The following is a 25,442-nucleotide window of genomic DNA, read 5'->3' as shown; positions in this document are numbered from 1 at the left end:
AGGGTTGGTGCTGGCGCGGCCCGTCAGGCCTCGCTGACCGGCGCAGGCAGGGCCTGACCGGTTTCGTGCTCCGGCGATTGCGGCGCCGGCAGTGCTTCTTCACGACCGTCCAGGTCAACTTGCGCGGCCACCCAGTCGGGCAGCCAGGTGCGCAGCCACTGCGCCCCCGGAACGAACACCGGCACCACCTGCGAGCGCTGCCACTGCGGCTCGCGCGGCATCGCCGTCAGGCCCAGCAGCAGCACCAGCGCGCAGGCGACGAACGCACCACGCGCCAGGCCCAGTGCCAGGCCCAGCAACCGGTCCAGCCCGGACAGGCCGACCGACTGCACCAGCTTGCGTACCAGCCAGCCCACCAGGCCGACCACGATCAACACGCCAATGAAGCTCAATGCGTAACCGGCGAGCAGCTCGCCGGGACCGGCATCGCCATCACCGGCCAGGGCCAGCGCGACCTGCGCACCGAACAGGAACGCCGCCCACCCTGCCAGCACCCATGCCGCCAGCGAGGCGAGCACGCCGACGAAGCCGCGCATCAGCCCGAACAGCGCCGATGCCGCCACCACCGCCAGCAGCACCCAGTCGAACATGCTCATGGGGTGCGCCAATCGCTCATGGTCTGCCCGGCCTAGATGGGGTCAGGGGTGCGGTCGGACAATGCCGCCGACGCCCAGCTTCGCCGCGACCTGGCCCTTGAGCTGGTCGGCGTCGGCGCGGCTGGCCACCGGCCCGACCCGGACCCGGTTGAGCACGCCCTTGTCGGTCCGGACCTGCTCGACGAAAGCGCTGAAGCCGGCCGCGCGGGCGCGGTCACGCAGCTTTCCGGCTTCCTCGGCGCTGCCGAAGGCGCCCAACTGGACCGCGAACCCGGTATCGGCGGCGGCCGGCCTGGCCGGCGCTGCCGCCGGGGCGGCGCTGGCGACCGTGGTCGACGCGGGCTTGGTCACGGGCTTGGCGGGGGCCTCGACCGGCTTGGCCACCGGCTTGGTCGGCTCCGGGGGCAGCGGCGCCGGGCGGGCTGCCGGCGTCGAGTCGGCCAGCGGTACCGCCGCCGACACCGCCGGTGCGGGCTGCACGGCGGCGGTCTGCGCCGCCGGCGCGGCATCCGCATCCGCGTCTGCATTCAGGGTCAAGACCTTGGCGCCGACGTCGCTGCGCACGCGCGCCGATTGCAGGCGCGCGGCCTCGGCCTCGGCCTGGGTCGCATACGGTCCGATGCGGACGCGATAAAGGGTGCGGCCACCGTTGCCCGGCGCCGCTTCCTGGAAACCGGGCAACTGCGCCGAGGCCAGCGCTTTCACCACCCGGTCGGCATCGGCCGCGGAGGCGTAGCTGCCGAAGCTCACGGCGAAATCGCCGCCAGCGGTACCGGCAGGCGCGGGTGTGGTGTCAGTGGTCGGCGCTGCGGCAGTCGCGCCCTGCGTGGTATCGACCGTGGGCAGCCTGTCGGCATCGCCGGCGTTCATTCCGACCGCGCCGCCTTGCGGGGCCTGGCCAGGAGTAACCAGTGGCAACTCGCGCGTCTCGAACTCGCCCTGCGGGGCATCGGGAAGCTTGAGGGGAACGTCGGAGGCTCCGCTTTCGGGCGCCGGGCCCTTGATCAGCATTGGCAGGAAGATCACCGCCAGCGCGACCAGTACCGTCGCGCCGATGAGTCGCTGTTTCAGGGCAGGTTCCATCGGGTCTCGCACACCGCAGGCGGATTGCCGTGCGAATTATACCCTCGCCGCCCGCCGCGACCGCGATCGGACGCAAAGGAATCGCTTCGCACCGTTCAGTCGCGGTCGAGCCACTCCAGCGCGGCGGCGGCGGTGTGGAACGAACCGAACACCAGCACGCGATCGCCGGCACCTGCCTGCGCATGCGCCTGCCGCAGCGCATCCTCGACCTGCTCATGGCGTGTCGCGGTCGCCGCCGGCGTGCCCTGCAAACGCGTTGCCAACGCTTCGACGCTGCCACCGCGCGGACCGGGAAGGCCCGCCAGGTGCCAATGCGTGACCTGCGGCGCGATCGCCTCGACCACGCCCGCCACGTCCTTGTCCGAAAGCGCGGCATAGACCGCATGCACGGTGCCGCCCACAGGGTTGGCCGCCAGCCACGCCGACAGCGCACGCGCCGCCTGCGGGTTGTGGCCGACATCCACCACGACCTCGACGCCGTCGCGATCGAAGCGCTGCAAGCGGCCACTGACCTGTGCATTGGCGACGCCTTCGGCGATGGCGGCACGCGGCACCGGTTTGCCAAGCGCACGCAGGGCCGCGATGGCGACGGCGGCGTTGCGCAGTTGCACCGGTGCAGCCAGCCGCGGCATCGGCAACTCCTGGCGATAGCCGATCTCGCGCCAGCGCCAGCGCGGCGGCAGCGGCTCGCCGTTGCCGTCGAGATCGACGGGCAACACCTCGAAGAAGAAGTCGTTGCTGATGCGCCAGGTCGACGCACCGATGCGGTAGGCATGCCCGAGCACGCTCGACGGCGGATCGTCATCGCCCAGCACCAGCGCCTTGCCCATGCGCGCGATCCCGACTTTCTCGGCACCGATCGCCTCGCGTTCGTCGCCGAGGTAGTCCTGGTGATCGAGGTCGACGGTGGTGACGACCGCGACATCGGCATCGACCAGGTTGGTGGCATCCAGGCGCCCGCCCAGGCCGACCTCGAGGATCGCCAGGTCCAGCCCGGCGCGCTCGAACAGCCACAGCGCCGCCAGCGTGCCGTATTCGAAATAGGTCAGCTCGACTTCGACGCGGGCCGCCTCGATGGCTTCGAAGGCGGCGATCAGGTCGGCGTCGCCAACGTCGGTCCCGTCGATGCGGATGCGCTCGTTGTAGGCCAGCAGGTGCGGCGAGGTGTAGGCGCCGACTTTGCGGCCCGCGGCGCGCGCGATCGCCTCGATGAAGGCCACCGTCGAGCCCTTGCCGTTGGTGCCGCCGACGGTGATGACCTTCTTCGCCGGTCGCTTCAGGCGCAGGCGCCTGGCGACTTCGCCGATGCGCTCCAGGCCCATGTCGATGGTTTTGGGGTGGATGCGCTCGATGTACTCGAGCCAGTCGGCAAGCGTGCGGGTCATCGCCGCATTATCGCCTGTCCGACTCTCTGGCAGGCGATTACAGGGCCCGGTGCACCGCTTCGCCGAACAGCAGCGTGTGGTGGCTGCAATCGTTGAGGCGCACCACTTCGAGATGGTCGACGTCCGGGCCTTCCAGCAGGTTGATGGTGGTGGGCGCCTGGCGGAAGCCCCACAGCTTCGACAGCGGGATGCCCAGCACGTGGCACAGCAGCACGCGGTTGACCGCATCGTGGGCGACCACGAGCAGCGTGTCGCCATCGCCCAGGCCCTCGGTGGCGCGGGCGAAGGCCGGCCAGGCGCGGTCGAACACGTGCTGCAGCGATTCGCCCTGCGGCATCAGCACCTCGTGCGGCGCATCGCGCCAGGCCTGCAGGCGCTCGCCGTCGCGCTCGCGGATCTCGCTGGCGAGCAGGCCTTCCCAGGTGCCATGGGCGATTTCAATCAGGCCCGGATCCAGGGTCAGCGGCAGGTCGCGCTCACCCAGGGCGAACTCGGCGGTCTGGCGGGCCCGCGTCAGCGGCGAGGCCACGGCGCGGGTGATCGGAAGCTCGCGCAGGCGCTCGCCCAGCGCTGTCGCCTGGCCGATGCCGACCGGCGACAGCGGGATGTCTTCCTGGCCCTGGTAGCGGCCTTCGGCGTTCCACGGCGTCTCGCCGTGACGGGCTAAGAGGATGCGCATGCTCTGGTCTGTGGGGACGACAGCCCTGCAGCCTAGGCAAATGCCGGCGGCCGCACAACCGTTGCACTGGCAACCGCCGTGGCCGTGCGCGAGGATTCACCGCACACGACAGCGCACGGAGCACGACCATGGCACAACAGGTGAAGGGCGAATTCGAGGTCAAGCGCACACCGGAAGGCGGTTGCGACCTCGGCGACGGCGTCGTCGCCGGCCACTTCCGCTTCGACAAGCGCTTCCATGGCGCGCTCGATGCCACCGCGGTGGTGCACATGCTCGCCGTCGGCACCGAAGTCGAAGGCTCGGCGGCTTACGTCGCGGTCGAGCGCATCAGCGGTGCGCTCGAGGGCCGCGTAGGCGCCTTCCTCACCCAGCACAACGGCACGCTCGACCGCGGCTCACCAACACTGACGGTGAGCGTGGTGCCCGACTCGGGCACCGGCGAGCTGAAGGGCCTGAGCGGGCGCATGACCATCGACATCCGCGATGGCGCGCATTTCTATACCTTCGACTACGAATTGCCCAGGCAGGAGTGAGGCACTGCTGCCTCACTGCTTCTTCGCGACACCCAGCTCCTGCAGCAGCTGCGGCGCCGGATAGACCTCCTGCATGATCCAGCGCATGTAGCGCTGGTCGACCGAGATCATCCGCGTCATCGCCGGATCGAACACCCAGTTGCTGCTGACCGACTCCCAGTTGCCATCGAAGGCCAGGCCGACCAGCTTGCCCTGCGCATCGAGCACGGGCGAACCGGAATTGCCGCCGGTGATGTCCAGATCGGACAGGAAGTTCACCGGCACGGTGCCGAGCTTCTTGTCGGCCAGGCCCGCGTAGTTCTTCGCCGCGACTGCATCGAGCAATGCCTTCGGCGCGTTGAACGGATCCTGGCCGGTGGCCTTGGCGGCGACTTCTTCCAGGCGCGTGAACGGAACCTGCTTGCTGCCATCGAGCTTGGTATAGCCGGTGACGTTGCCGAAGGTGATGCGCAGCGAGGAGTTCGCATCGGGGTAGACGAACTGCCCCTTGCTCTTGCGATAGTCCGCCACCGCCTGCAGGTACAGCGGACGCGCCAGCAATGCGTCGCCGGCGCGGGCCTTGCCTTCGCTTTCCAGCTGCAGCACGGTCGGCATGATCGCCACGGCGAACTGCATCGCCGGGTCCTTGCTCTTCTCCAGCTCGGCGCTGCTGGCCGTCATCAGCTTCAGCCGCTGCTCGGTGATGCCGAGGTTGGTCTTGGCGAGTTTGTCGAGGGCGCGGTTGATCGCCTTGTCGTCACTGCCGTCGAGCCACTTCTCGATCGCGGCGATGCGCTGCGATGCCGGCAGCTTGGTGTACTCGCGCAGCCAATAGGCCTGCAGCTGGCGATCCATGGCCGGCACGTAGCGACGCTCCATCTGCCGCATGCCACCTTCGAACGTGGCCAGGTCGCGCTGCTGGTAGCCCTGCTCTCGCTGCGCATCGGGCTTGGCACGCTCGAGCGACAGCCGGTACAGCTGCGTCGCCGCGCCGAGCACGCCGGTGCTGCGCAGTTGCCCGAACACCAGGTCGCGTTCGCGATTGACGCGCGCGGCATCGTCAAGCTGGATCAACCTGGCGTGCGCGGCCAGCGCCGCCTCGCCCTTGCCACCCTGCTTGCGCAGCCAGTCGAGCACCGCGGTTTCCTCGGCCTGCTTGCGGCCGGCGGCGTCGATGCGCTTGAAGCCGGCGAGCTGGCCTTCGTAATTTTTCATCGTGTTCTGCCAGCCCTTGACGGTGCTGGCGTACTTCACCGCGACGTCGGGGTTCCTGCGCCCCTCGGCCTGGACCAGCGCGACGAGGTCCTTGTAGTGGCCGCCGATCGTGGGGTAGGTCCAGCTCGCGGTTTCCTCGAACTCTTCGGCCAGCGCATAGCGCGCGGTGCGACCCGGGTAGCCGGCGACCATCACGAAGTCGCCCGCCTCCAGCGGTTTGTCGGCGAACTTCAGCCACGCCTTGGGCTGGTAGGGGACGTTGTCGGGCGAGAACGCGGCAGGCTTGCCGTCCTTGCCGACATACGCGCGATAGAACGCGAAGTCGCCGGTGTGGCGCGGCCAGGTCCAGTTGTCGACTTCGCCACCGAAGTTGCCGACGCCGCCGGGAGGCGCATAGGCCAGGCGCACGTCACGGATTTCGAGGTTGCGGAACAGCCGGTAGGCATTGCCGCCGGAGAAGCTATAGAGGCGGCAGCGGAATCCGGCTTCGCGTTCGCACGAGGCCACCAGCTGCTTTTCGATGTTCTCCAGCGCAGCGGTGCGGCCAAGTGCGTCGGGTGCGGCAGCGATCGCGTCCTGCACCTGGCGCGTCACGTCCTGGATGGTATCGAGCGCATAGATGCGCGCATTGGGCCCGGCCGATACTTCTTCGCCCCGAGTGGCGGCGTTGAAGCCGTCCTTCATCAGGTTCTTCTCGGGCGTGGAGTTGAGCTGGATCGCGCCATAGGCGCAGTGGTGATTGGTCACCACCAGCCCCTGCGGCGAAACGAAGCTGGCGGTGCATCCGCCGAGCGAAACCACCGCGGCCATCGGATCGCCGGTGAGGTTGGCCAGTTGCTTGGGATTGAGCTTGAGGCCGGCCTTCTTCAGCGGGCCGGCGATTTCCGGCAACTGCTGCGGCACCCACATGCCCTCGCCTGCCCGGGCAACGCCGACTCCGGCCGTCGCACCCAATACCGCAACCGCCAACACCGCATGACGCATGCATCCGCTCCCAGCACGAAGATCGACGGGCGAGTCTAGCCTCTGCCGCGCCCGCGCGGCCATGGCAAAGACCATGACCGCCGTTCAGCTTTGCTGCTGCAAGGCGGCGCGCCAATATCGGCACGCCCGCCCCGTCTACCTGCCTTTATTCCGCCGGCAGGTTCATTTCCCGGAGCAGGTGCGGCGCCGGATACACCTTTGCCAGCAGCCAGCGCAGGTAACGCATGTCGACATGGATCGCGCGCTTGTAACGAGGATCGAACATCCAGCTCGCGCTCACCGCTTCCCAGTTGCTGTCGAAGTTCAGTGCGATCAGGTCGCCCCTCGCATCGAGTACGGGCGAGCCGGAATTGCCGCCGGTGGTATCGAGGTTGGTCATCAGGTCGACCGTCTGCGTGCCCAGGCTGGGCTCGGCGGTGCTGCCGAAATCGCCCTTGGCGATGGCGTCGAGCAGCGGCTGCGGCGCGTTGAACGGCTCCTCGCCGGTGTGTTTCTCGACGATGCCCTGCACCGTGGTCAGCGGCAGGTAGTGCACGCCGTCGCGCGGGTCCATCGCGCTGATGCGGCCATAGCTCACGCGCAGCGTCGAGTTGGCATCGGGGTAGACGGCGCGGCCCTGCGTCTTGCGGTAGGCGATCAGCGCACGCATGTAGGCCGGGCGCAGCCGCAGCAGCTCGCCTGCGCTGGCCTTGTTCTCGTCTTCCAGGCGCTGGATCGCCGGCAGCAGCGTCGCCGCCGCCTTGAGCAGCGTGTCGCCGGATTTGGCCAGCGTGTCGCTGTCGGACTCCATCGCGCCCAGGCGCGTGGCTTCGTCACCCAGCCTGGTACCTGCGTACAGCGCATCCAGCCGAGTCTTCAGCTGCGCCGGCCTGGTGCCGAACACCGCATCGAACTCGGCCACGCGCTGCGTCACCGGCAACGCCTGGTACTGCGTCAGCAATTCGGTCAGCAGCGCCTTTTCGATCGCCGGCGCATAGCGGCGCTGTACCTGCTTGAGCTGACCGGTGACCAGCACTTCATCACGCTGCTGGTAGCCGGTCTCGCGCTCCGCGTCCGGCTTGGGACGCTCGGCGGCCCAGCGTTGCAGGGTGATCGCCGCTCGCAGCAGCTGCGTCTGCGACTGGATCGCGCCCAGCAGCTGGTCGCGCTCACGCGTGGCCACGCCCTGGTCGATCACCGCCTGCGCGGCGTCGATGTCGGCGCGCGTGGCGGCGGCATCGGCCTGCTGGTCGAGCCAGGCGTACATGGCCGACTCGTCATCGCGACGCACCTTGGCCGCGTCGCTGCGACGCAGGCCATCGAGTTCGCCCTGCGCGCGCTTGAGGGTGTTCTTCATGCCGCGCACCTGCGAGGCGTAGCTCACGCGCGCGGCTTCATCCTTGCTGCCACCGGCTTCAACCACGTCGATCATGCGCTGGTACAGCGCCACGCGCGACGGCAGCTGCCACTGGATCTGGTTGTCGAACTCCGACGCCATGCGATGACGGAACGTCACGCCCGGGTAGCCGGCGAGCATGGCGAAGTCGCCATCCTTGACGTTGCGCGTCGACACCTGCAGGTGCGCCGGCGGCACGTACGGAACGTTGTCGGCGGAGTAGTCGGCCGGCTTGCCGTCCTTGCCGACGTAGGCACGCAGCAAGGTGAAGTCGCCGGCATGGCGCGGCCAGACGAAGTTGTCGACTTCGCCGCCGTAGTTGCCGATGTCGTTCGGCGGCGCATAGACCAGGCGAACGTCGCGCAGCTCGAGCTGGCGCACGAGATAGAAGTCCGTGCCGTAGTACATGTTGGCGATGCTGCAGCGATAGCCAGGCTCGCTTTCGCACTGAGCGACCGCGGCCTTGCTGGCGCTGTCGACGGCGTCGTAATAGGCGCGACCCTGCTTGCCGCGCGCAGCGTCGAGGATGCTGTCGGTGACACGATCGAAACCGGTCGTGACGAGGACGCGGTAGTCGGGATTGGCAGGCAGTTCGCCGGCGCGGTCGCTGGCGATGTAGCCGTCCTTGATCAGGTCACGCTCAGGCTTGGAGTTGTACTGGACCACGCCGAAGGCGACGTGATGATTGGTCAGCACCAGGCCATCGTTCGACACGAACGCGCCACTGGCGCCGCCGACCTTGACCACCGCGTTCATCGGCGGCCGCGCCAGCTCGGCCAGGTCGCCGGGCTTGCCCTTGAACCCCGCCGCCTTGAGCTGGCGGGCGATGTCGGGCAGCTGCGACGGCATCCACATGCCCTCGTCGGCGTGGGCGGCGCCCGCTCCCAGAGCCAGCAACAGCGAGACGGACAGGGCGGACAGACGGTGGCGCATGGTCGGCATGGACAGGGGCATGAATCGAATCTGGGATGTAAGCCGGCGACGATAGGCCAATCCTGCCGCCCCGGGCAAACCCGCCCCCCGGTCCGACCGGGCCGGCGGCGTATAATTGCCGTCTCTTTACCGCCAAACCGCGGACGATCCCAATGACGCAATCGATGAAAGCGCTGGTCAAGCGCGAAGCTGGCAAGGGCATCTGGATGGAAGAGGTGCCGATCCCCGCGCCCGGCCCGAACGAAGTCCTGATCAAGCTCGAGAAGACCGCGATCTGCGGTACCGACCTGCACATCTACCTGTGGGACGAGTGGAGCCAGCGCACGATCAAGCCGGGCCTGGTGATCGGCCACGAGTTCGTCGGCCGCATCGCCGAAGTCGGCCCGGGCGTGACCGGCTACAAGATCGGCCAGCGCGTGTCGGCCGAAGGCCACATCGTCTGCGGCCACTGCCGCAACTGCCGCGCCGGCCGCCAGCACCTGTGCCCGAACACCGTCGGCATCGGCGTGAACCGCAACGGCGCCTTTGCCGAATACATCGTGATGCCGGCCAGCAACCTGTGGCCGATCCCGGACCAGATCCCGAGCGAGCTGGCCGCGTTCTTCGATCCCTACGGCAACGCCGCGCATTGCGCGCTGGAATTCGACGTGGTCGGCGAGGACGTGCTGATCACCGGCGCAGGCCCGATCGGCATCATTGCCGCCGGCATCTGCAAGCACATCGGCGCGCGCAACGTGGTGGTCACCGACGTCAACGACTACCGGCTCAAGCTCGCCGCCGACATGGGCGCCACGCGCGTGGTCAACGTCGCCAACACCTCGCTCAAGGACGTGATGGCCGACCTGCACATGGAAGGCTTCGACGTCGGCCTGGAGATGAGCGGCAACGCGCGCGCCTTCAACGACATGCTCGACTGCATGTACCACGGCGGCAAGATCGCGATGCTCGGCATCATGCCCAAGGGCGCCGGCGCCGACTGGGACAAGATCATCTTCAAGGGCCTCACCATCCACGGCATGTACGGCCGCAAGATGTACGAGACCTGGTACAAGATGACGCAGCTCGTGCTCGGCGGTTTCCCGCTCGGCAAGGTGCTTACGCACCAGCTGCCGATCGACGATTTCCAGCAGGGCTTCGAACTGATGGAATCGGGCAAGGCCGGCAAGGTCGTGCTGAGCTGGAACTGATCTGATTCGACTGACGGACGCTCGGGCGTCCGTCAGTCCACCAGCGCCACGCGCAGCCCATCGCGCCACCAGCACCACGCCAGCGCCGCGAACATCGCGGTCAGCCACAAACCGACGTGCCACTCGAGCACGTTCTCCCAGCGATCGCCATAGAGCGTTGCAGCCAGCGCATAGCCCAGCGCCACCGCGATCACCCCCAGCGCCAGGAATCCCATCGCGACGGCCAGCAAGGGCGCGTACGCGCGCGGCCGCGGTTGCCGCCGCGACAAGGCATGCAGCACCAGCATCAACGCGATGTAGCTGCAGCCGAAGTACAGGTAGACACCGTAGCGGCGCAGCACCTGGTAGATCTCGCCATCGCTGCCGAGGAACGTTGCGTACAGGCCGAGGAACACACCTGCCGCCAGGCCCAGCCATGGCAATACGCGCACGCGCACCTGCCATTGCCGCCGCAGCCAGACGGTCGCCGCCAGCCAGCACAGTGCCTGGATCGTCGCCGCCGGAAGCATCACCATCCGGAACAGGTGGTTGCCCAATCCATAACGCGCCGCCCGGCTGATCGACACGCAACCGTCCCAGTACGGGTTGCAGGAGGGAATCAGGCCATCGCGCACCGACAGCCACCACGCCACGTGACTGACCGCGAACGGCAGCAGTGCCGCCAGGAATGGCAGCGGCCACAGCGGCAGCGTGGTGCGCAGGCTCATGGGGCGGATGGTAACCAGTTGATCAGAGCAACGTCGCCGGGTCCCCGCCTGTGAAGCGCCGGACACCCAAGCACCAGCTAAAATGCCCGCTTGCCGCAGCGCCCTGCCTCCGACGGAATCCCGCCATGACGAACTCCCCTGCCCTGACCGCCCGCTACGCGGAAGAACTCGACACCATCCGCAGCCAGGGCCTGTTCAAGGCCGAGCGCGTGATCACCTCGCCGCAGTCGGCGCAGATCACCCTCGAAGACGGCCGCAGCGTGCTGAACTTCTGCGCCAACAACTACCTTGGCCTCGCCGACCACCCGGACGTGATCGCCGCCGCCAAGGCCGCGCTGGACACCCACGGATTCGGCATGGCCTCGGTGCGCTTCATCTGCGGCACCCAGGACCTGCACAAGCAACTGGAACAGACCATCGCCGACTTCTTCGGCACCCAGGACACGATCCTGTACGCCGCCTGCTTCGACGCCAACGGCGGCCTGTTCGAACCGCTGCTCGGCGAAGAAGACGCCATCATCTCCGATGCCCTCAACCACGCCTCGATCATCGACGGCGTGCGCCTGTGCAAGGCCAAGCGCTTCCGCTACGCCAACTGCGACATGGCCGACCTGGAGAAGCAACTGCAGGCCGCCGATGCCGCCGGCTGCAAGACCAAGATGATCACCACCGACGGCGTGTTCTCGATGGACGGCTTCATCGCCCCGCTCGACGAGATCACCGCACTGGCCAAGAAGTACAACGCACTGGTGCACATCGACGAATGCCACGCCACCGGCTTCCTCGGCGCCAGCGGCCGCGGCTCGGCCGAAGTGAAAGGCGTGATGGACAAGATCGACATCTTCACCGGCACCCTGGGCAAGGCCATGGGCGGCGCACTGGGCGGTTTCACCACCGCGCGCCGCGAAGTGATCGAGATGTTGCGCCAGCGCTCGCGCCCGTACCTGTTCTCGAACTCACTGCCGCCGCACGTGGTCGCCGCCGGCATCAAGGCGTTCGAGATGTTGTCGTCGGCCGGCGAACTGCGCGCGCAGCTGGCCACCAACACCGCCTACTTCCGCGAACAGATGTCGGCCGCCGGCTTCGACATCAAGCCGGGCGTGCACCCGATCTGCCCGGTGATGCTGTACGACGCACCGCTGGCGCAGAAGTTCGCAACGCGACTGCTGGAAGAAGGCATCTATGCCATCGGCTTCTTCTTCCCGGTGGTGCCGCAGGGCCAGGCGCGCATCCGCACGCAGATTTCCGCCGCGCACACGCGCGAGCAACTCGACCAGGCCATCGCTGCGTTCGTGAAGATTGGTCGCGAGCTGGGCGTCGTGAAGGCCTGACGTCGACAGCAAAATGGATCCCGGCGTTCGCCGGGATGACGACAAAAAAACAAAAGGCCGGTCATTGACCGGCCTTCTGCTTTTCATCCCGACGAGGATGTGGAGCGCTTACTTGCCCTTGGCCTCGTTCGCGACCTGGGCACCGCCCTGCGCAGCGGCAGGCTGGGCACCGGCAGCCGGTGCGCCCTTGGCGACGCGGATGCCGCGCGACTTCATCCAGGCATCGAACTCTTCGGCAGTCATCTTCTTGCCGTTCTGGTTCATGTTGAAACGGTACGGCGTGTTGTCGAACTGGGTCTTGGGCTTGTACTCGCCCGGCGCCGTGGATTCGGCTGCGACTTCGGCCTTGGCTTCCTCGGCCTTCGGAGCGGCTTCGGCCGCCTTGGTCTTCTTGCCTGCGGCAACCATCACGCCCTGATCCATGCGCACGGCCGAACGAGCGACGTCGGACTGGGCAGCGCCGGCCGGGCCACGATCATTCATACCCGTATGTGCTGCGGCAACACCCGACACCAGCAGCAGCGAAACCACCATCGACATCTTGCGCATCTCACGCTCTCCCCACGACGAAGTTGGCGGCAGTGTAGGCGTCAAAACCGCGCAAAGGAAACGTTAAAAAGGTGATGCCGCCCACAGTCCCGCACTGCGGCATTCAAGCCGGCACCTCAACGATCAGATGAACAGGGAGGCGCCGCCAGCGCGGCCACTTCGGCCTCGCTCAGTTCACGCCATTGGCCCTTGCCCAGGTCGCCCAGCGCCAATGAGCCGATGCCGACCCGGACCAGGCGCAGTACTTCGATCCCGAACGCGGCGAGCAGCCGCCGGATCTGCCGGTTGCGGCCTTCCTCGAGGACGATCTCGACCCAGGCATTGCGCTCGCCATTGCGCAGCAGGCTCACCCTGCTGGCACGAAGCCTCTCCCCATCCTCGTCCACGCCGGCCACCAGGGCCGCCAGCAGCGACTCGTCCGGCAGCGTGTCGATCTGCACGTGGTAGGTCTTGTCGGGCCCGCTGTCCGGGTCGGTGATGCGGGCCGCCCAGACGGGGTCGTTGCTGAAGAGCAGCAGGCCCTCGCTGGCCTTGTCGAGCCTGCCCACCGGCGCCAGCCAGGGCAGGCCGGCGCCGTCGAAGCAGCGGTAGACAGTGTCGCGCCCGCGCTCGTCCTGGGTCGTGGTCACCAGGCCCCGCGGCTTGTTGAGCATCAGGTGGATGCGCCGCGCCTGGCCGAGCTCGCTGCCGTCCACGACGACGCGGTGGCGGCCCTGCACGATCGGGAATTCGGGATCGCGGATCACGCGACCGTCGACTTCGACGCGACCGGACTGTATCCAGCGCGCGGCCTCGCTGCGCGAACACACACCCTGTTTGGACAGCACGCGCGCAAGGCCGTGGCGAGGCGTGGACGCCATCATCGATTCGCTGGGTTCATGTCGCCCGCTTGCGAGGGCGACGTTGCGCAGGCACCCGCGCAGCGCGCGTGATGCGATGCAGGCAACGGGGCGCGGATGCGCCCCGCGTCAATCACTTCTTCTCGTCCTTGACCGGAGCAGGCGGCGCTGCGACCGGAGCCGGCGCAGTTACCGCAGGTGCCACGGCACCGCCCTTGCCCTTGGCCACGCGCACGCCCTTGGCCTTCATCCAGGCATCGAACTCTTCGGCCGTCATCTTCTTGCCGTTCTGGTTCATGTCGAACCGCCACGGCGTGTTGTCGAACTGCGTCTTGGGCTTGTAGGCGGCCGCATCATTCGCGCTCGGCATCGCGCTCGCCGGAGCGGCAGCGGGCAGCGCCTTGGCCACCTGGCAACCTTCCAGACGCAAGCGGAACAGCACCTGGTCCACGGCGAGTGCTTCATCGAACGCCTGCGACAGCACACCAGTCGGCGCACCGAGCTGATGGCTGGGCACGACCAGTTCCGGCGCGATCGGTGCCACCACGGTCGGACGGATCGGCAGCGCAGCCGGTGCCGACATCGAACCGCATTGCGCAGATTGCGCTTGCGCCACTCCTGCGAGCAACAACAACGACACACCGATCATCGCGCGCATGGCACGGCTCCTTCCATTCGTCCCGGCGACCGGAACGTCGCGGGGTTGCGTCGGCAGTGTAGGCGCCGGGGCAACTGGCGACAACCGCGAAAACCGCCGGGAAAACAGCATCACGCGCGCATCACGTCGCAGCAACGTGAGGATGCACGAGCCTCCCGGAAACGACGAAGCCCGGCGCGAGGCCGGGCTTCGAAGAGTGCAGTGCGGAGAACTCGTTGCCGAGCCTCCCGCGTCGCGTGCTTAGTTCTGCACGTTCAGCTCGGTACGACGGTTCTTCTCGTTCTTGCAGGCCGGCATGGTCTGCTCGGTCGGCTCCAGCGGACGGCTCTCGCCGTAGCCGATCGGGCCCACGAGGCGAGCGGCGTCCACGCCATTGCTGGTCAGGTAGTCGTACACCGTGGTGGCGCGACGCTCCGACAGCTTCTGGTTGTACGCGTCCTTGCCGCACAGGTCGGTGTGACCGGCGACTTCGACCTTCAGCTCCGGATAGCGCTTCAGGATCTCGGTGGCCTCGGACAGGATCGAAACCGCATCCGGACGCAGCGTGGCCTTGTCGAAGTCGAAGTTCACGCCCTTCAGGTCGATCGACACCGGCACCGGGCAACCGTCCGGACCGATGGTCTGGCCGGCCTGCGAACCCGGGCACTTGTCATCGCAGTTGTTGACGCCGTCACCGTCGTCATCGAGGTCGGCGCAGCTCGGCGCGACCGGGGCCGGCGCGGCAGCGACCGGCAGCGCGCCCAGCGGGACCACGACGCCGACGGAGGCCAGCATGTCGCCGAACCAGTCTTCGTTCGGAGCAGCAACGCTGCCGTCGTCGAAATCGGCGCGGTAGGCCAGCTCGGTGCGCAGCGACACGCGCTCGCCCAGGGCGGTCTGCAGGCCGACGCCAACCTTGGCGGCGAGGTTGCCCTCGTCACGCTGGCTCGGCGAGTTCGGGTTCGGGAACGAGTCGAACTCTTCTTCCGACTGCTGGTAACCCAAGCCCATCAACAGATACGGCGCCCAGTTGCGGCCTTCGGCCAGGAAGTGGCGGCGCAGGTCGAACGAAATGCCGTACTGGCTCCAGTTGAGATCCTGGTTGGCGTCGTTGTTCGGGTTCTGGTAGTTGAGCTCGCCATCGAGCGACCAGTTCGAGTTCAGGAACTTGCCGACGCCCAGAGCACCGAACGGCGCATTGCGGGTGCCACGGTCATTGTCCTGGATGTTCATGCCGGCGGTGCCGGTCAGGTACCAGCGGTCATCGAATTCCTGGGCGCTGGCGACCTGGGAAACGGCCAGGCCAGCCAGCAGGGCGGTGCTCAACAAACGGGTCTTCATGTGTCACTCCTTGATCAGTCAGAAACGGACGGGGAAATACAGGCGTACTGCAGGCATGCGCGTTGCGGTAGCTGAATCGGCCTTGGCGGGGGCCAAGGGGGTCACTGACGGCGGCGATCATACACCGTGATTGTATTTGTTAATACTGGTTAACGTTTTTTCGCGAATTTATCTGATAAGGCAAAGTCCCAATAACGACGAAGCCCGGCCAGAGGCCGGGCTTCGAGGATTGCTTTGCGGGGGAAACTCGTTGCCGAGCCCCCCGCGGTTCGAGCTTTAGTTCTGCACGTTCAGCTCGGTACGACGGTTCTTCTCGCTCTTGCAGCCCGGGAAGGCCTGGCCCATGTCCTCGAGCGGGCGGCTCTCGCCGTAACCGATCGGGCCCACGAGGCGAGCGGCGTCCACGCCATTGCTGGTCAGGTAGTCGTACACCGTGGTGGCGCGACGCTCCGACAGCTTCTGGTTGTACGCATCCTTGCCGCACTGGTCGGTATGACCGGCGACTTCGACCTTGAGCTCCGGATAGCGCTTCAGGATCTCGGTGGCCTCGGACAGGATCGAAACCGCATCCGGACGCAGCGTGGCCTTGTCGAAGTCGAAGTTCACGCCCTTCAGGTCGATCGACACCGGCACCGGGCAACCGTCCGGACCGATGGTCTGGCCGGCCTGCGAGCCTGGGCACTTGTCGTCGCAGTTGTTGACGCCGTCACCGTCGTCATCGAGGTCGGCGCAGCTCGGCGCCGCCGGAGCCGGCGGAGCGGCAACAACCGGCGGACCCAGCGGGATCACGACGCCGACCGAAGCCAGCAGATCGCCGTACCAGGATTCGTCGTCGAGCGGGGCACCGCTTGCATTGGTGCTGAAGTCGCTGTCGTCGAAGTCGGCGCGGTAGGCCAGCTCGGTGCGGATCGCAGCGCGCTTGCCATACAGGGCGCTCTGCACGCCGACGCCGACCTTGGCTGCGAGATTGCCTTCCTCACGCTCTGCCGGCGAATTCGGATTCGGGAAGTTGTCGAACTCCTGCTCCGAACGCTGGTAGCCCAGGCCCATCAGGATGTACGGAGCCCAGTTGCGGCCCTCTTCCACGAAGTGGTAACGACCGTCAAACGAAATCCCGTACTGGCTCCAGTTGAGATCCTGGTTGTCGTCCATGTTCGGGTTCTGGTAGTTCAGCTCGCCGTCGATCGACCAGTTCTGATTAAGGAACTTGCCGACGCCGAGCGCACCGAACGGCGCATTGCGCGTGCCGCGATCGTTGTCCTGGATGTTCATGCCGGCCGAGCCGGTCAGATACCAGCGATCATCGAATTCCTGCGCATTGGCAGCCTGGGCCAGACTCAGACCACCCAGCAGGGCGGCGCAGAGGAGTTTCTTATTCATATATCCAGCTCCTTGATCAAAAAACGGAAACAGCGTCTGCGAGGTTCCCACTTAGGACGGCCGCCAGACGACGCCATCGGGGCGGAGGTTAAATTTGCCTATGTGAAAGCGGTGTTAACGGTGATCTAACAATCCGGGAAGTTCCCCGGCCAACGTCCGGCAATTGGTCGGGATTCAGCAACGCAGGCCGTTCATCAGCCGGGTGACCGGTTGGGCCAGCAGTTGCTCGGGGTCAGCCACCAGCGCGAGCAGCGCCCCAACCTGCCTTTCCGGCAGTTTTGCCGTTACAGCCGCTTCAAACTTGGCCATCAGCAGCGGAATACCCTCGCCGCGTCTGCGGCGATGGCCGACCGGATAATCGACAGAAACCTTTTCGCTCTGCGTTCCGTCCTTGAAGAAAACCTGAACGGAGTTTCCGATATACCGCTTGTCGGGATCGAAATAATCACGGGTGAAACGGGGGTCTTCCTCCACCCGCATGCGCGAACGCAGTGCATCGATGCGCGGATCCGCCGCCACCGCATCGCCGTAGTCGTCGGCACGCAGGCGCCCGAACAACAGCGGCACGGCGACCATGTACTGGAGGCAGTGATCGCGGTCGGCGTAGTTCGCCAGCGGGCCGGTCTTGTCGATGATGCGCATCGCCGCCTGCTGGGTCTGGATGACGATCGACTCGATCGCCTCCACGCCGTCCGCTTCGATTCGCGGCGCGACCTGCGCGTGCAGTTGCATCGCGCACTCCACCGCGGTCTGCGCGTGGAACTCGGCCGGGTAGCTGATCTTGAACAGGATGTTCTCCATCACGTAGCTGCCGAACGGCCGCTCGAACTCGAACGGCTGGCCCTCGAAGGCGACGTCCTGGAATCCCCATGTCGTTGCGCTCAGGGCGCTGGGATATCCGACCTCGCCCTTGACCGCGTTGAGTGCATGCGTGACCGCGCGACGGCATGCATCGCCTGCTGCCCAGCTTTTGCGTGGCCCGGTGTTGGGCGCGTGGCGATAGGTGCGCAACACGCCGTTGTCGATCCAGCTGTGCGATATGGCGTTGACGATCTGCTCCTTGCCGCCGCCGAGCATCGCGGTGGCCACGGCCGTCGATGCCAGGCGAACCAGGATCACGTGATCGAGGCCGACGCGGTTGAAGGAGTTCTTCAACGCGTAGCAGCCCTGGATCTCGTGTGCCTTGATGGCATGGCCGAGTACGTCGCGCACGGTCATCGCCGCGCCGCCGCCCTTTCGTCCCAGGTAGTCGGCCACCGCCAGGATCGCGCCGAGGTTGTCGGACGGATGCCCCCACTCCGCCGCCAGCCAGGTGTCGTTGAAGTCCAGCCAGCGGATCTGCACGCCGATGTTGTAGGCGGCCTGCACCGGGTCGAGTTCGTGCGCGGTGAACGGAACGCGCGCGCCGCCGGGAAGCACGGCACCGGGCACCAGCGGTCCCAGGTGCCTGACGCACTCGGCGTGGTCCATTGCCAGCGCCGCACAGGCCAGCGAGTCGAGCAGCATGTAACGGGCGGTGTCGTAGGCCTCGCTCGAATCGATCCGGTAGTCGACGACGTAGTCGGCGATGTCCGCCATCGCCGCATCGGGCGGCGGGCGGACGGCGGAGCGCAGGTCGGCGTGGCTCATGAGCAATCCAGTGGACGGTGCCGCGCGCATTGTCGTCGGGGCGCAGTGGCGTGGATGTGAGCAACTTGCGTCGCTGCACGCTTCACGGCGGAACGCACCGGCACGCGCATGGTGCTTGGAAAAGACGCGCTACGGGCCCACCCTTGTTGCATGGACGTTCCTACCCGCCTTCCGACCCTGTTCCTCTCCCATGGCTCGCCGATGCTCGCAGTGGAGGATTCCCCTGCCGGCCGCTTCCTTGATGGCCTTGGCCGACAACTGCCTTGGCCGCGGGCGGTCGTGGTCGTCTCGGCGCATTTCATGACGGACCGGCCGATGGTGGGCGGGCATATCCAGCCGCACACGGTGCATGACTTCGGCGGCTTCCCCGAACCGCTCTACCAGATCCGCTATCCGGCGCCGGGCGCGCCCGACCTGGCCGAACAGATCGCGCAACGCCTTGCCGATGCCGGGCTCAATCCGCGCGTGCGCGAAAACCACGGCCTCGATCACGGCGTCTGGGTGCCGATGCTGCGCATGTATCCCGATGCCGACGTGCCGGTGGTGCCCGTGTCGGTGATGCCGCACGGCGACGCGGCGCAGCATTTCGCGCTCGGCCAGGCGCTGGCCCCTTTGCGCGATGAAGGCGTGCTGGTAATCGGATCTGGCGGCTTCGTGCACAACCTGGGCGATCTGGACTGGAAACATCCGCAGGCGGCGCTGGCACCGTGGGCGCAGGAGTTCGGCGACTGGATGCACACGATGCTGGCCGCGCACGACTGGCCGGCCCTGCTGGACTGGCAACAGCGCGCGCCGCACGCGCAGCACGCGCATCCCACCGTAGAGCACCTGATGCCGCTGTTCGTCGCACTCGGCGCCGCGGGTGACACGCCCAACGTCCGCGCGATCCATCGATCGCACCAGCTTGGCTCGCTGGCACTGGATGCGTTCGCGTTCGATTGAGTGGCGATGGGCGCGGTCAATGCCGACCGTCAGTCCGTCGGCAACACCTGCGCCAACCGCTCTTCCATGAAGTCGACGAAGGCTCGCACGCGCGGCGGAACGAGCCGGCGTTGCGGCATCACCGCGTAGATGCCGGTCTCGGCCGGCGGAAAGTCGGCGAGCACGATCTGCAGGCGACCGCTGCGCAGGTCATCCGACGCATGCCAGGTCGAATGCAGGGCGATGCCGAGCCCGGCGACGGCGGCATCGCGCACGACTTCGCCGTAGTTGCTTTCGATGCGGCCGTGCACGCGCACCGCGACTTCGCCGCCGGCACCGTCGCTCATTCGCCACACGTCTTGCCGCCCCTGGCTGCCGACCAGCATCACGCAATCGTGCTCGACCAGATCCTGTGGCGTGCGTGGCGTGCCATGCCGGCGCAGGTAGTCGGGCGACGCGCACAGCACCCGCCGGTTCGGCGCGAGCCTGCGCGCGACCAGGTTGGAGTCCGCGAGTTCGCCGATCCGGATCGCCAGGTCGAACCCGGAGCTGACCAGATCCAGCATCTGGTCGTTCAGGTTGAGGCTCAGCCGCACGCGCGGATGGCGCTCGAGGAACTCCGGCACCAGCGGCGATACATATAAACGTCCGAACGAGGCCGAGGTCGTCACCCGCAGGGTCCCGGCGATCTCGCTGCCGCCCAGGCCGAGGCTGCTGGTCAGTGCCTCCAGGTCCTCCACCAGCGCCCGCCCCTGCTCGGCCAGCGCAGCGCCCTCCGGGGTCGCGTGCAGCCGGCGCGTGGTCCGGTGCAGCAGGCGTACCCCCAGGTCCCGCTCCAGCCGCTTGAGGCGCTGGCTGGCTACGGCGACCGACAGGTCGAGGCTGCGGGCGGCGGCACTGATCGAGCCCAGGTCGAGCACGCGCAGGAACAGGCTGATATCGCCGATGCGGTCCATGGATGGATTATCAACCAATCATTGAAACTGATTAGTCATCTTGGCGGTTTTCGCGGAATATGCAACGCCCTAGCCTGCGCACCTCCCTTCTTCCCCGAGTGGACGCCGCGCCATGGCCCTCGCCACCGCCCCATCTCGCTCCAATCCAAACCTTCCCGCCCCGACCTCCGGCCGCATGCCCATGGCGCTGTACGCCCTGACCGCCGGCTCGTTCGGCATCGGCTGCGCCGAGTTCGTGATCATGGGCCTGCTGCTGCAGGTCGCCGCCGACCTGCACGTCTCCATCGCCGCCGCCGGCATGCTGGTGTCGGGCTACGCGCTGGGCGTGTTCGTCGGTGCCCCGGTGCTGACCCTGCTGACCCGGCGCATGCCGCGCAAGGCGGTGCTGCTGGCGCTGATGGCGATCTACACGATCGGCAATGCCGCCTGTGCGCTGGCGCCGGACTACACCACGCTGATGGCCGCGCGCGTGCTGACCTCGCTGACACACGGCACGTTCTTCGGTGTCGGCGCGGTGGTCGCGACCGGCCTGGTTCCGGCCGACCGCAAGGCTTCGGCCATTTCCATCATGTTCTCGGGCCTGACCCTGGCCACGCTGCTGGGCATGCCGGCCGGCGCCTGGCTCGGCTTGCACCTGGGCTGGCGTTCGACCTTCTGGGCGATGAGCCTGGTCGGCGTGGTCTCGCTGCTGGTCATCGCACTGCTGGTGCCGCGCAGCCGCGAGGTGCAGGCGCCGGTCGCAGTGCGCGACGAACTGCGCACGATCGTGCGTCCGCAGGTCCTGCTGGGATTGCTGATGACCATGCTCGGCTTCGCCGGTGTGTTCGTGGTGATCACCTATATCCAGCCGCTGCTGACCGGCCTGGCCGGATTCTCCGAAAGCGCCGTCTCGCCGATCCTGTTGTTGTTCGGCGCCGGCATGGTGGTGGGCAACCTGCTCGGCGGCCATCTCGCCGATCGCAAGCCGACGCCGGCGTTGCTCGGCACGCTCGCCGCGCTCGCCATCGTGCTGGGCCTGATGAGCTTCGCGCTGCACAACCAGGTCGCCATCGTCGCCTTCGTCACCGCACTGGGCATCGCTGCGTTCGCCACGGTCTCGCCGCTGCAGCTGCGCGTGTTGCGCCACGCCTCCGGTGCCGGCGAGAACCTCGCATCGAGCTTCAACATCGCCGCCTTCAACCTTGGCAACGCCATGGGCGCCTGGCTCGGCGGCGTGGTCATCGAACGCGGCCCCGGCCTGCAAGCGGTGACGTGGGCGGCAGCGGCGGTGACCGTCGCCGGCCTGGCCGTCGCACTGTGGAGCGTGCGACTGGAAAGCGCGCGCGAGCGTGACGCCGCGTTGCCCGCAGGCTGCTTGCCCGAACGTTCCTGACTTCACCATTCGCGAAGGAATTGCGTGCCATGAACCACATCGCCTCCCCCGCCCTGCTCGCCGCGCTGCTGCTCGCGGGCACCGCCACACCGCTGCCGACACGCGCGGGCGAAGAGCCAACGCAGTGGACCACCACCTGGACCGCGAGCCCACAGCCGCTGTGGGCTGGCGATTTCGTGCTGCCCACCAATGTTCCGTATCACCTGTGGAACCAGACGGTGCGGCAGGATGCGCGCGTGAGTATCGGAGGACCGCGCGTGCGCGTGCTGCTTTCGAATGAGTACGGCAGCAGACCGTTGCGGATTGGCGCAGCGCGCATCGCACGCAGCCAGGGCGATGGTCGCATCGTCGCGGCGAGCGATCGCGCACTGACGTTCGGCGGCAAGTCGTCGGTGGTCATTCCGCCTGGCGCGCCGATGCTCAGCGATCCGGTCGAACTGGACGTGCCCGCACTGGCTGACGTCTCGGTGAGCCTGTACCTGCCCGAGCCGACGCCACCGGCGACGTTCCACTGGGATGCGCGCCAGACCACCCACGTCGGCGCCGGCGACCAGACCTCTGCGACCGCGCTCAAGGCCGAGAGCACGCTGAGCACGCGCGTGTTCCTGTCGGCCATACAGGTGCAGGCGCCCGCGGCGACGCGCAGCGTGGTCGCACTGGGCGACTCGATCACCGACGGCAACATGTCGACGGTGGACCACAACCGCCGCTGGCCCGACTTCCTCGCCCGTCGCCTGGCCGGCCAGGACGTCGCCGTACTCAACGCCGGCATCTCCGGTGCGCGCCTGCTGCAGGACAAGATGGGCAGCAACGCGCTGGCGCGTTTCGACCGCGACGTGCTGGCGCAACCGGGCGTGGCGGCAGCCGTGGTCTTCATCGGCATCAACGACATCGCCTGGAACGGCACCGCGTTCGCGCCGACCGATCCGGCCGCCCGCGCCGAAGACCTGATCGGCGGCTACCGCCAACTGATCGCCCGCGCGCATGCACGCGGCGTGCGCATCATTGGTGCGACCCTGACGCCGTTTGAAGGTGCCCTGCAGGACACTCCCATGCGCGGCTACTACGGCGCCGACAAGGAACGCGTGCGCCAGGCCGTCAACACCTGGATCCGCGACAGCGGCGAGTTCGATGCGGTGCTGGATTTCGACGCGGTCACCTGCGACCCGTCGCATCCGGCACGTTTCCTGCCCGCCTATGACTCGGGCGACCATCTCCATCCCGGCGATGCCGGTTACCAGGCGATGGCCGACTCGATCGACCTGCGCGCCCTGCTCGGCGACGAACCGGCAGTGGCCACTACCTCACCGGCATTTGTTCCCCACGAACACTGACTCAGGAATCGCAACGATGGACTACCGCTTTCTCGGCAAATCCGGCTTTCGCGTCCCCGCGCTGAGCTTCGGCACCGGCACCTTCGGCGGCAAGGGTGAACTGTTCGGCTCGTGGGGCAATACCGACATCGCCGAGGCCACGCGCCTGGTCGACATCTGCCTCGACGCCGGCCTCAACATGTTCGACAGCGCCGACGTCTACTCCGGTGGCCTGGCCGAAAGCATCCTTGGCGCCGCGATCAAGAACCGCCGCGACAAGGTGCTGATCTCGACCAAGGCCACGTTCCGCTTCGACGACGGCCCCAACAACGTCGGCTCGTCGCGGTTCCACCTGATCAACACCGTCGACGCCGCGCTCAAGCGCCTGGGCACCGACTACATCGACCTGTTCCAGCTGCACGGCTTCGACGCGCGCACGCCGATCGAGGAAACGCTGTCGACGCTCGACGACATGGTCCGCGCCGGCAAGATCCGCTACCTCGGTGTATCCAATTTCTCCGGCTGGCACCTGATGAAGTCGCTGGCGATGTCCGAGCGCCACGGCTGGTCGCGCTATGTCGCCAACCAGACGTACTACTCACTGATCGGTCGCGACTACGAATGGGAGCTGATGCCGCTCGGTATCGACCAGGGCGTCGGTGCGGTGGTGTGGAGCCCGCTCGGCTGGGGCCGCCTCACCGGCAAGATCCGCCGCGGCCAGCCGCGACCGGAAGTGACGCGCCTGTCGGCCACCGCCGACTACGGCCCGCCGGTCGACGAGGAGCGCCTGTACCGCGTCGTCGACGCGCTCGACGCGATAGCCACGGAGACCGGCAAGACCGTCCCACAGATCGCGTTGAACTGGCTGCTGCAACGTCCGACGGTATCGACCGTGGTGATCGGCGCGCGCACCGAGGAGCAACTGCGGCAGAACCTCGGCGCGGTCGGCTGGAGCCTGACGCCCGAGCAGGTCGCATCGCTCGACGAAGCCAGCGCATCGACCGCGGTGTATCCGTACTGGCACCAGGCCGGTTTCGCCGAGCGCAATCCGTCGCCGGTTTGAACAACAGCACAGAGCCCATGAAAGCCATCGCCCTCACCCGTTACCTCCCCATCGACGACCCGCAATCGCTCGTCGACGTAGACCTTCCCGATCCGGCCGCGCCGACCGGCCACGACCTGCTCGTGCGCGTCGAAGCCGTCTCGGTGAACCCGGTCGACACCAAGGTGCGCTCGCCCAAGCCGCAAGTGGAAGCGCAACCCAAGATCCTGGGCTACGACGCCGCCGGCGTGGTCGAAGCCATCGGAGAAAATGTCAGCCGCTTCCGTCCCGGCGATCGCGTCTACTACGCCGGCGACATCACCCGCGCCGGCAGCAACGCGCAGTTGCAACTGGTCGACGAGCGCGTGGTCGGCCACGCACCGAAGTCGCTCGATGCCGCGCAGGCGGCAGCGCTGCCGCTGACCGCGCTGACTGCATGGGAGTTGCTGTTCCAGCGCATGCCGTTCGACAGCGAAAGCGGCGGCAGCCGCAAATCGCTGCTGGTCATCGCCGGCGCCGGCGGCGTCGGATCGATCGCCATCCAGCTCGCCCGCCGCGCCGGCTTCACCGTGATTGCAACGGCATCGCGCAGTGAAACCATCGAATGGTGCAAGGCGATGGGTGCGCACCACGTCATCGACCATCGCCAACCGTTCCCGCCGCAACTGGCCGCGCTGGGCTTCCCCACGATCGACGCGGCGCTCAACCTCGCCGACACCTCCCGCTATTGGGAGGTGCTGGGCGAACTGCTCGCCCCGCTCGGACACGTCGGCCTGATCGTCGAGCCATCCGAACCGCTGCGCATCGGCGACCCGTACAAGGCCAAGAGCATCGGCATCCACTGGGAAATGATGTTCGCCCGCACGCGCTTCCGCACCGCCGACATGGACGAGCAGGGCCACATCCTCGACCGGGTCGCAGCGCTTATCGACGGTGGCGAACTGCGCGGCACGCAGCACGATGCGCTCAGCCCGATCAACGCGACCAACCTGCGCGAGGCGCACCGGCGCCTGGAATCGGGTGCGACGATCGGGAAGCTGGTGCTGTCGGGCTGGTGATGCCCACGTCGTGCGTCGTGCGCGGTTAGTGGGTGGAGGAGGTGGGGTGTATTCCGCGAACCTCCGCTTCGCTCCGTTTATTGTTCGCGAAATACACCCCACCCCCTCCTTCCGGAAGCTTCTACTGTTTTATTGACTTGGGCTGTTGGCGAGAGCGCAGTGCCTGCGTGATGCGTCTGCGCGGGTCGGACTCGGGCTGTGCCGGCCCTGGACGGGGTCCGTGCCCTCGCTCATTCGCACGTCTGCTCGGTGAGCTCGGTCCCGGACGCCCGCGAAAGGGAGTGGTAGTTCCAAAACCACTCGCGCCCTTAGCCCCTCTCCCCTTGTGGGAGAGGGGTTGGGGAGAGGGGCCGCCGAAGACCGTGAAATGAATTGCCGAAGCGTCGTCCGCCGGGTCGGGGATTGCGGAGCAGCGGGA

The 25,442-nt window shown here is 67.3% G+C and carries 22 protein-coding genes; 8 read left to right on the top strand and 14 right to left on the bottom strand.

The genetic code is table 11. The annotated features are described in order from the left end of the window. Positions 1 to 23: 23 nt before the first annotated feature. The 4 genes from AC3A3Q_RS15545 to AC3A3Q_RS15530 all read right to left on the bottom strand — a co-directional run bounded on the left by AC3A3Q_RS15545 (position 24) and on the right by AC3A3Q_RS15530 (position 3,743). On the bottom strand, positions 24 to 596 hold the full coding sequence (locus AC3A3Q_RS15545; RefSeq protein WP_487587082.1) for a CvpA family protein: 573 nt from the start codon (positions 594 to 596) through the stop codon (positions 24 to 26). A gap of 42 nt (positions 597 to 638) precedes the next feature. Further along, positions 639 to 1,679: an SPOR domain-containing protein gene (locus AC3A3Q_RS15540; protein ID WP_487587081.1), complete on the bottom strand. Its 1,041-nt coding sequence runs from the start codon at positions 1,677 to 1,679 to the stop codon at positions 639 to 641. Between the two features lie 95 nt (positions 1,680 to 1,774). Continuing rightward, entirely contained in the window at positions 1,775 to 3,064 is a 1,290-nt protein-coding gene (gene folC / locus AC3A3Q_RS15535) for a bifunctional tetrahydrofolate synthase/dihydrofolate synthase (protein ID WP_487587080.1), read from the bottom strand. 37 nt (positions 3,065 to 3,101) lie between these two features. Continuing rightward, on the bottom strand, positions 3,102 to 3,743 hold the full coding sequence (locus tag AC3A3Q_RS15530) for a histidine phosphatase family protein (RefSeq protein WP_487587079.1): 642 nt from the start codon (positions 3,741 to 3,743) through the stop codon (positions 3,102 to 3,104). Between the two features lie 128 nt (positions 3,744 to 3,871). Here AC3A3Q_RS15530 and AC3A3Q_RS15525 point away from each other — a divergent pair, with 128 nt between their 5' ends. After that, the gene (locus AC3A3Q_RS15525; protein ID WP_487587078.1) at positions 3,872 to 4,276 is read left to right on the top strand and encodes a DUF3224 domain-containing protein; all 405 of its coding nucleotides are present in this window, start codon (positions 3,872 to 3,874) and stop codon (positions 4,274 to 4,276) included. A gap of 12 nt (positions 4,277 to 4,288) precedes the next feature. Here AC3A3Q_RS15525 and AC3A3Q_RS15520 read toward each other — a convergent pair whose 3' ends face one another. After that, the gene (locus tag AC3A3Q_RS15520; RefSeq protein WP_487587077.1) at positions 4,289 to 6,454 is read right to left on the bottom strand and encodes a S46 family peptidase; all 2,166 of its coding nucleotides are present in this window, start codon (positions 6,452 to 6,454) and stop codon (positions 4,289 to 4,291) included. A 145-nt stretch (positions 6,455 to 6,599) separates the two neighbouring features. Beyond that, the gene (locus AC3A3Q_RS15515) at positions 6,600 to 8,783 is read right to left on the bottom strand and encodes a S46 family peptidase (protein WP_487587076.1); all 2,184 of its coding nucleotides are present in this window, start codon (positions 8,781 to 8,783) and stop codon (positions 6,600 to 6,602) included. A gap of 131 nt (positions 8,784 to 8,914) precedes the next feature. Here AC3A3Q_RS15515 and tdh point away from each other — a divergent pair, with 131 nt between their 5' ends. Further along, on the top strand, positions 8,915 to 9,949 hold the full coding sequence (gene tdh, locus AC3A3Q_RS15510; protein WP_200606451.1) for an L-threonine 3-dehydrogenase: 1,035 nt from the start codon (positions 8,915 to 8,917) through the stop codon (positions 9,947 to 9,949). A 32-nt stretch (positions 9,950 to 9,981) separates the two neighbouring features. Here the strand turns inward: tdh and AC3A3Q_RS15505 are convergent, their stop codons facing one another. Continuing rightward, complete coding sequence (locus AC3A3Q_RS15505) at positions 9,982 to 10,656, bottom strand: hypothetical protein (protein ID WP_487587075.1); 675 nt, start codon at positions 10,654 to 10,656, stop codon at positions 9,982 to 9,984. Positions 10,657 to 10,781: 125 nt separating this feature from the next. On the opposite strand from AC3A3Q_RS15505, the gene kbl reads away from it, so the two are divergent. Beyond that, a complete protein-coding gene (gene kbl / locus AC3A3Q_RS15500; RefSeq protein ID WP_487587074.1) occupies positions 10,782 to 11,987 on the top strand; it encodes a glycine C-acetyltransferase in 1,206 nt (401 codons plus the stop codon). 108 nt (positions 11,988 to 12,095) lie between these two features. Here the strand turns inward: kbl and AC3A3Q_RS15495 are convergent, their stop codons facing one another. From AC3A3Q_RS15495 to AC3A3Q_RS15470, 6 genes are all read right to left on the bottom strand, one after another. Continuing rightward, complete coding sequence (locus tag AC3A3Q_RS15495; protein ID WP_487587073.1) at positions 12,096 to 12,536, bottom strand: hypothetical protein; 441 nt, start codon at positions 12,534 to 12,536, stop codon at positions 12,096 to 12,098. Positions 12,537 to 12,652: 116 nt separating this feature from the next. Continuing rightward, positions 12,653 to 13,396 carry a pseudouridine synthase gene (locus tag AC3A3Q_RS15490; protein WP_487587072.1) on the bottom strand — a complete coding sequence of 248 codons (744 nt, stop codon included), beginning with the start codon at positions 13,394 to 13,396 and terminating at the stop codon, positions 12,653 to 12,655. A 112-nt stretch (positions 13,397 to 13,508) separates the two neighbouring features. After that, a complete protein-coding gene (locus AC3A3Q_RS15485) occupies positions 13,509 to 14,033 on the bottom strand; it encodes a hypothetical protein (RefSeq protein ID WP_487587071.1) in 525 nt (174 codons plus the stop codon). A gap of 240 nt (positions 14,034 to 14,273) precedes the next feature. Beyond that, positions 14,274 to 15,353 carry an OmpA family protein gene (locus AC3A3Q_RS15480; protein ID WP_487587070.1) on the bottom strand — a complete coding sequence of 360 codons (1,080 nt, stop codon included), beginning with the start codon at positions 15,351 to 15,353 and terminating at the stop codon, positions 14,274 to 14,276. A 276-nt stretch (positions 15,354 to 15,629) separates the two neighbouring features. Then, entirely contained in the window at positions 15,630 to 16,733 is a 1,104-nt protein-coding gene (locus AC3A3Q_RS15475; RefSeq protein ID WP_487587069.1) for an OmpA family protein, read from the bottom strand. A gap of 174 nt (positions 16,734 to 16,907) precedes the next feature. Continuing rightward, a complete protein-coding gene (locus tag AC3A3Q_RS15470) occupies positions 16,908 to 18,362 on the bottom strand; it encodes a bifunctional 2-methylcitrate dehydratase/aconitate hydratase (protein ID WP_487587068.1) in 1,455 nt (484 codons plus the stop codon). 150 nt (positions 18,363 to 18,512) lie between these two features. Between AC3A3Q_RS15470 and AC3A3Q_RS15465 the strand changes: the two genes are divergently transcribed. Continuing rightward, positions 18,513 to 19,304, top strand: coding sequence for a DODA-type extradiol aromatic ring-opening family dioxygenase (locus AC3A3Q_RS15465; protein ID WP_487587067.1), 792 nt, complete (start codon positions 18,513 to 18,515; stop codon positions 19,302 to 19,304). Between the two features lie 29 nt (positions 19,305 to 19,333). Here AC3A3Q_RS15465 and AC3A3Q_RS15460 read toward each other — a convergent pair whose 3' ends face one another. After that, positions 19,334 to 20,239 carry a LysR family transcriptional regulator gene (locus AC3A3Q_RS15460; RefSeq protein WP_487587066.1) on the bottom strand — a complete coding sequence of 302 codons (906 nt, stop codon included), beginning with the start codon at positions 20,237 to 20,239 and terminating at the stop codon, positions 19,334 to 19,336. A gap of 175 nt (positions 20,240 to 20,414) precedes the next feature. On the opposite strand from AC3A3Q_RS15460, the gene AC3A3Q_RS15455 reads away from it, so the two are divergent. Genes AC3A3Q_RS15455 through AC3A3Q_RS15440 form a run of 4 tightly spaced genes read left to right on the top strand, consistent with a single transcriptional unit; the run spans position 20,415 to position 25,024 of the window. Continuing rightward, positions 20,415 to 21,611 (top strand): MFS transporter, encoded by a 1,197-nt coding sequence (locus AC3A3Q_RS15455; RefSeq protein ID WP_487587065.1) that lies wholly within the window; start codon positions 20,415 to 20,417, stop codon positions 21,609 to 21,611. A 29-nt stretch (positions 21,612 to 21,640) separates the two neighbouring features. Then, a complete protein-coding gene (locus AC3A3Q_RS15450) occupies positions 21,641 to 22,945 on the top strand; it encodes an SGNH/GDSL hydrolase family protein (protein ID WP_487587064.1) in 1,305 nt (434 codons plus the stop codon). Positions 22,946 to 22,961: 16 nt separating this feature from the next. Beyond that, positions 22,962 to 23,987, top strand: a complete 1,026-nt coding sequence (locus AC3A3Q_RS15445; protein ID WP_487587063.1) for an aldo/keto reductase — start codon at positions 22,962 to 22,964, stop codon at positions 23,985 to 23,987. 17 nt (positions 23,988 to 24,004) lie between these two features. Further along, a complete protein-coding gene (locus tag AC3A3Q_RS15440) occupies positions 24,005 to 25,024 on the top strand; it encodes a zinc-binding alcohol dehydrogenase family protein (RefSeq protein WP_487587062.1) in 1,020 nt (339 codons plus the stop codon). Positions 25,025 to 25,442: the final 418 nt, after the last annotated feature.

It is taken from the genome of Lysobacter sp. Soil_C_59, assembly GCF_057656415.1.
This window is presented reverse-complemented; position numbering and strand designations above follow the sequence as displayed.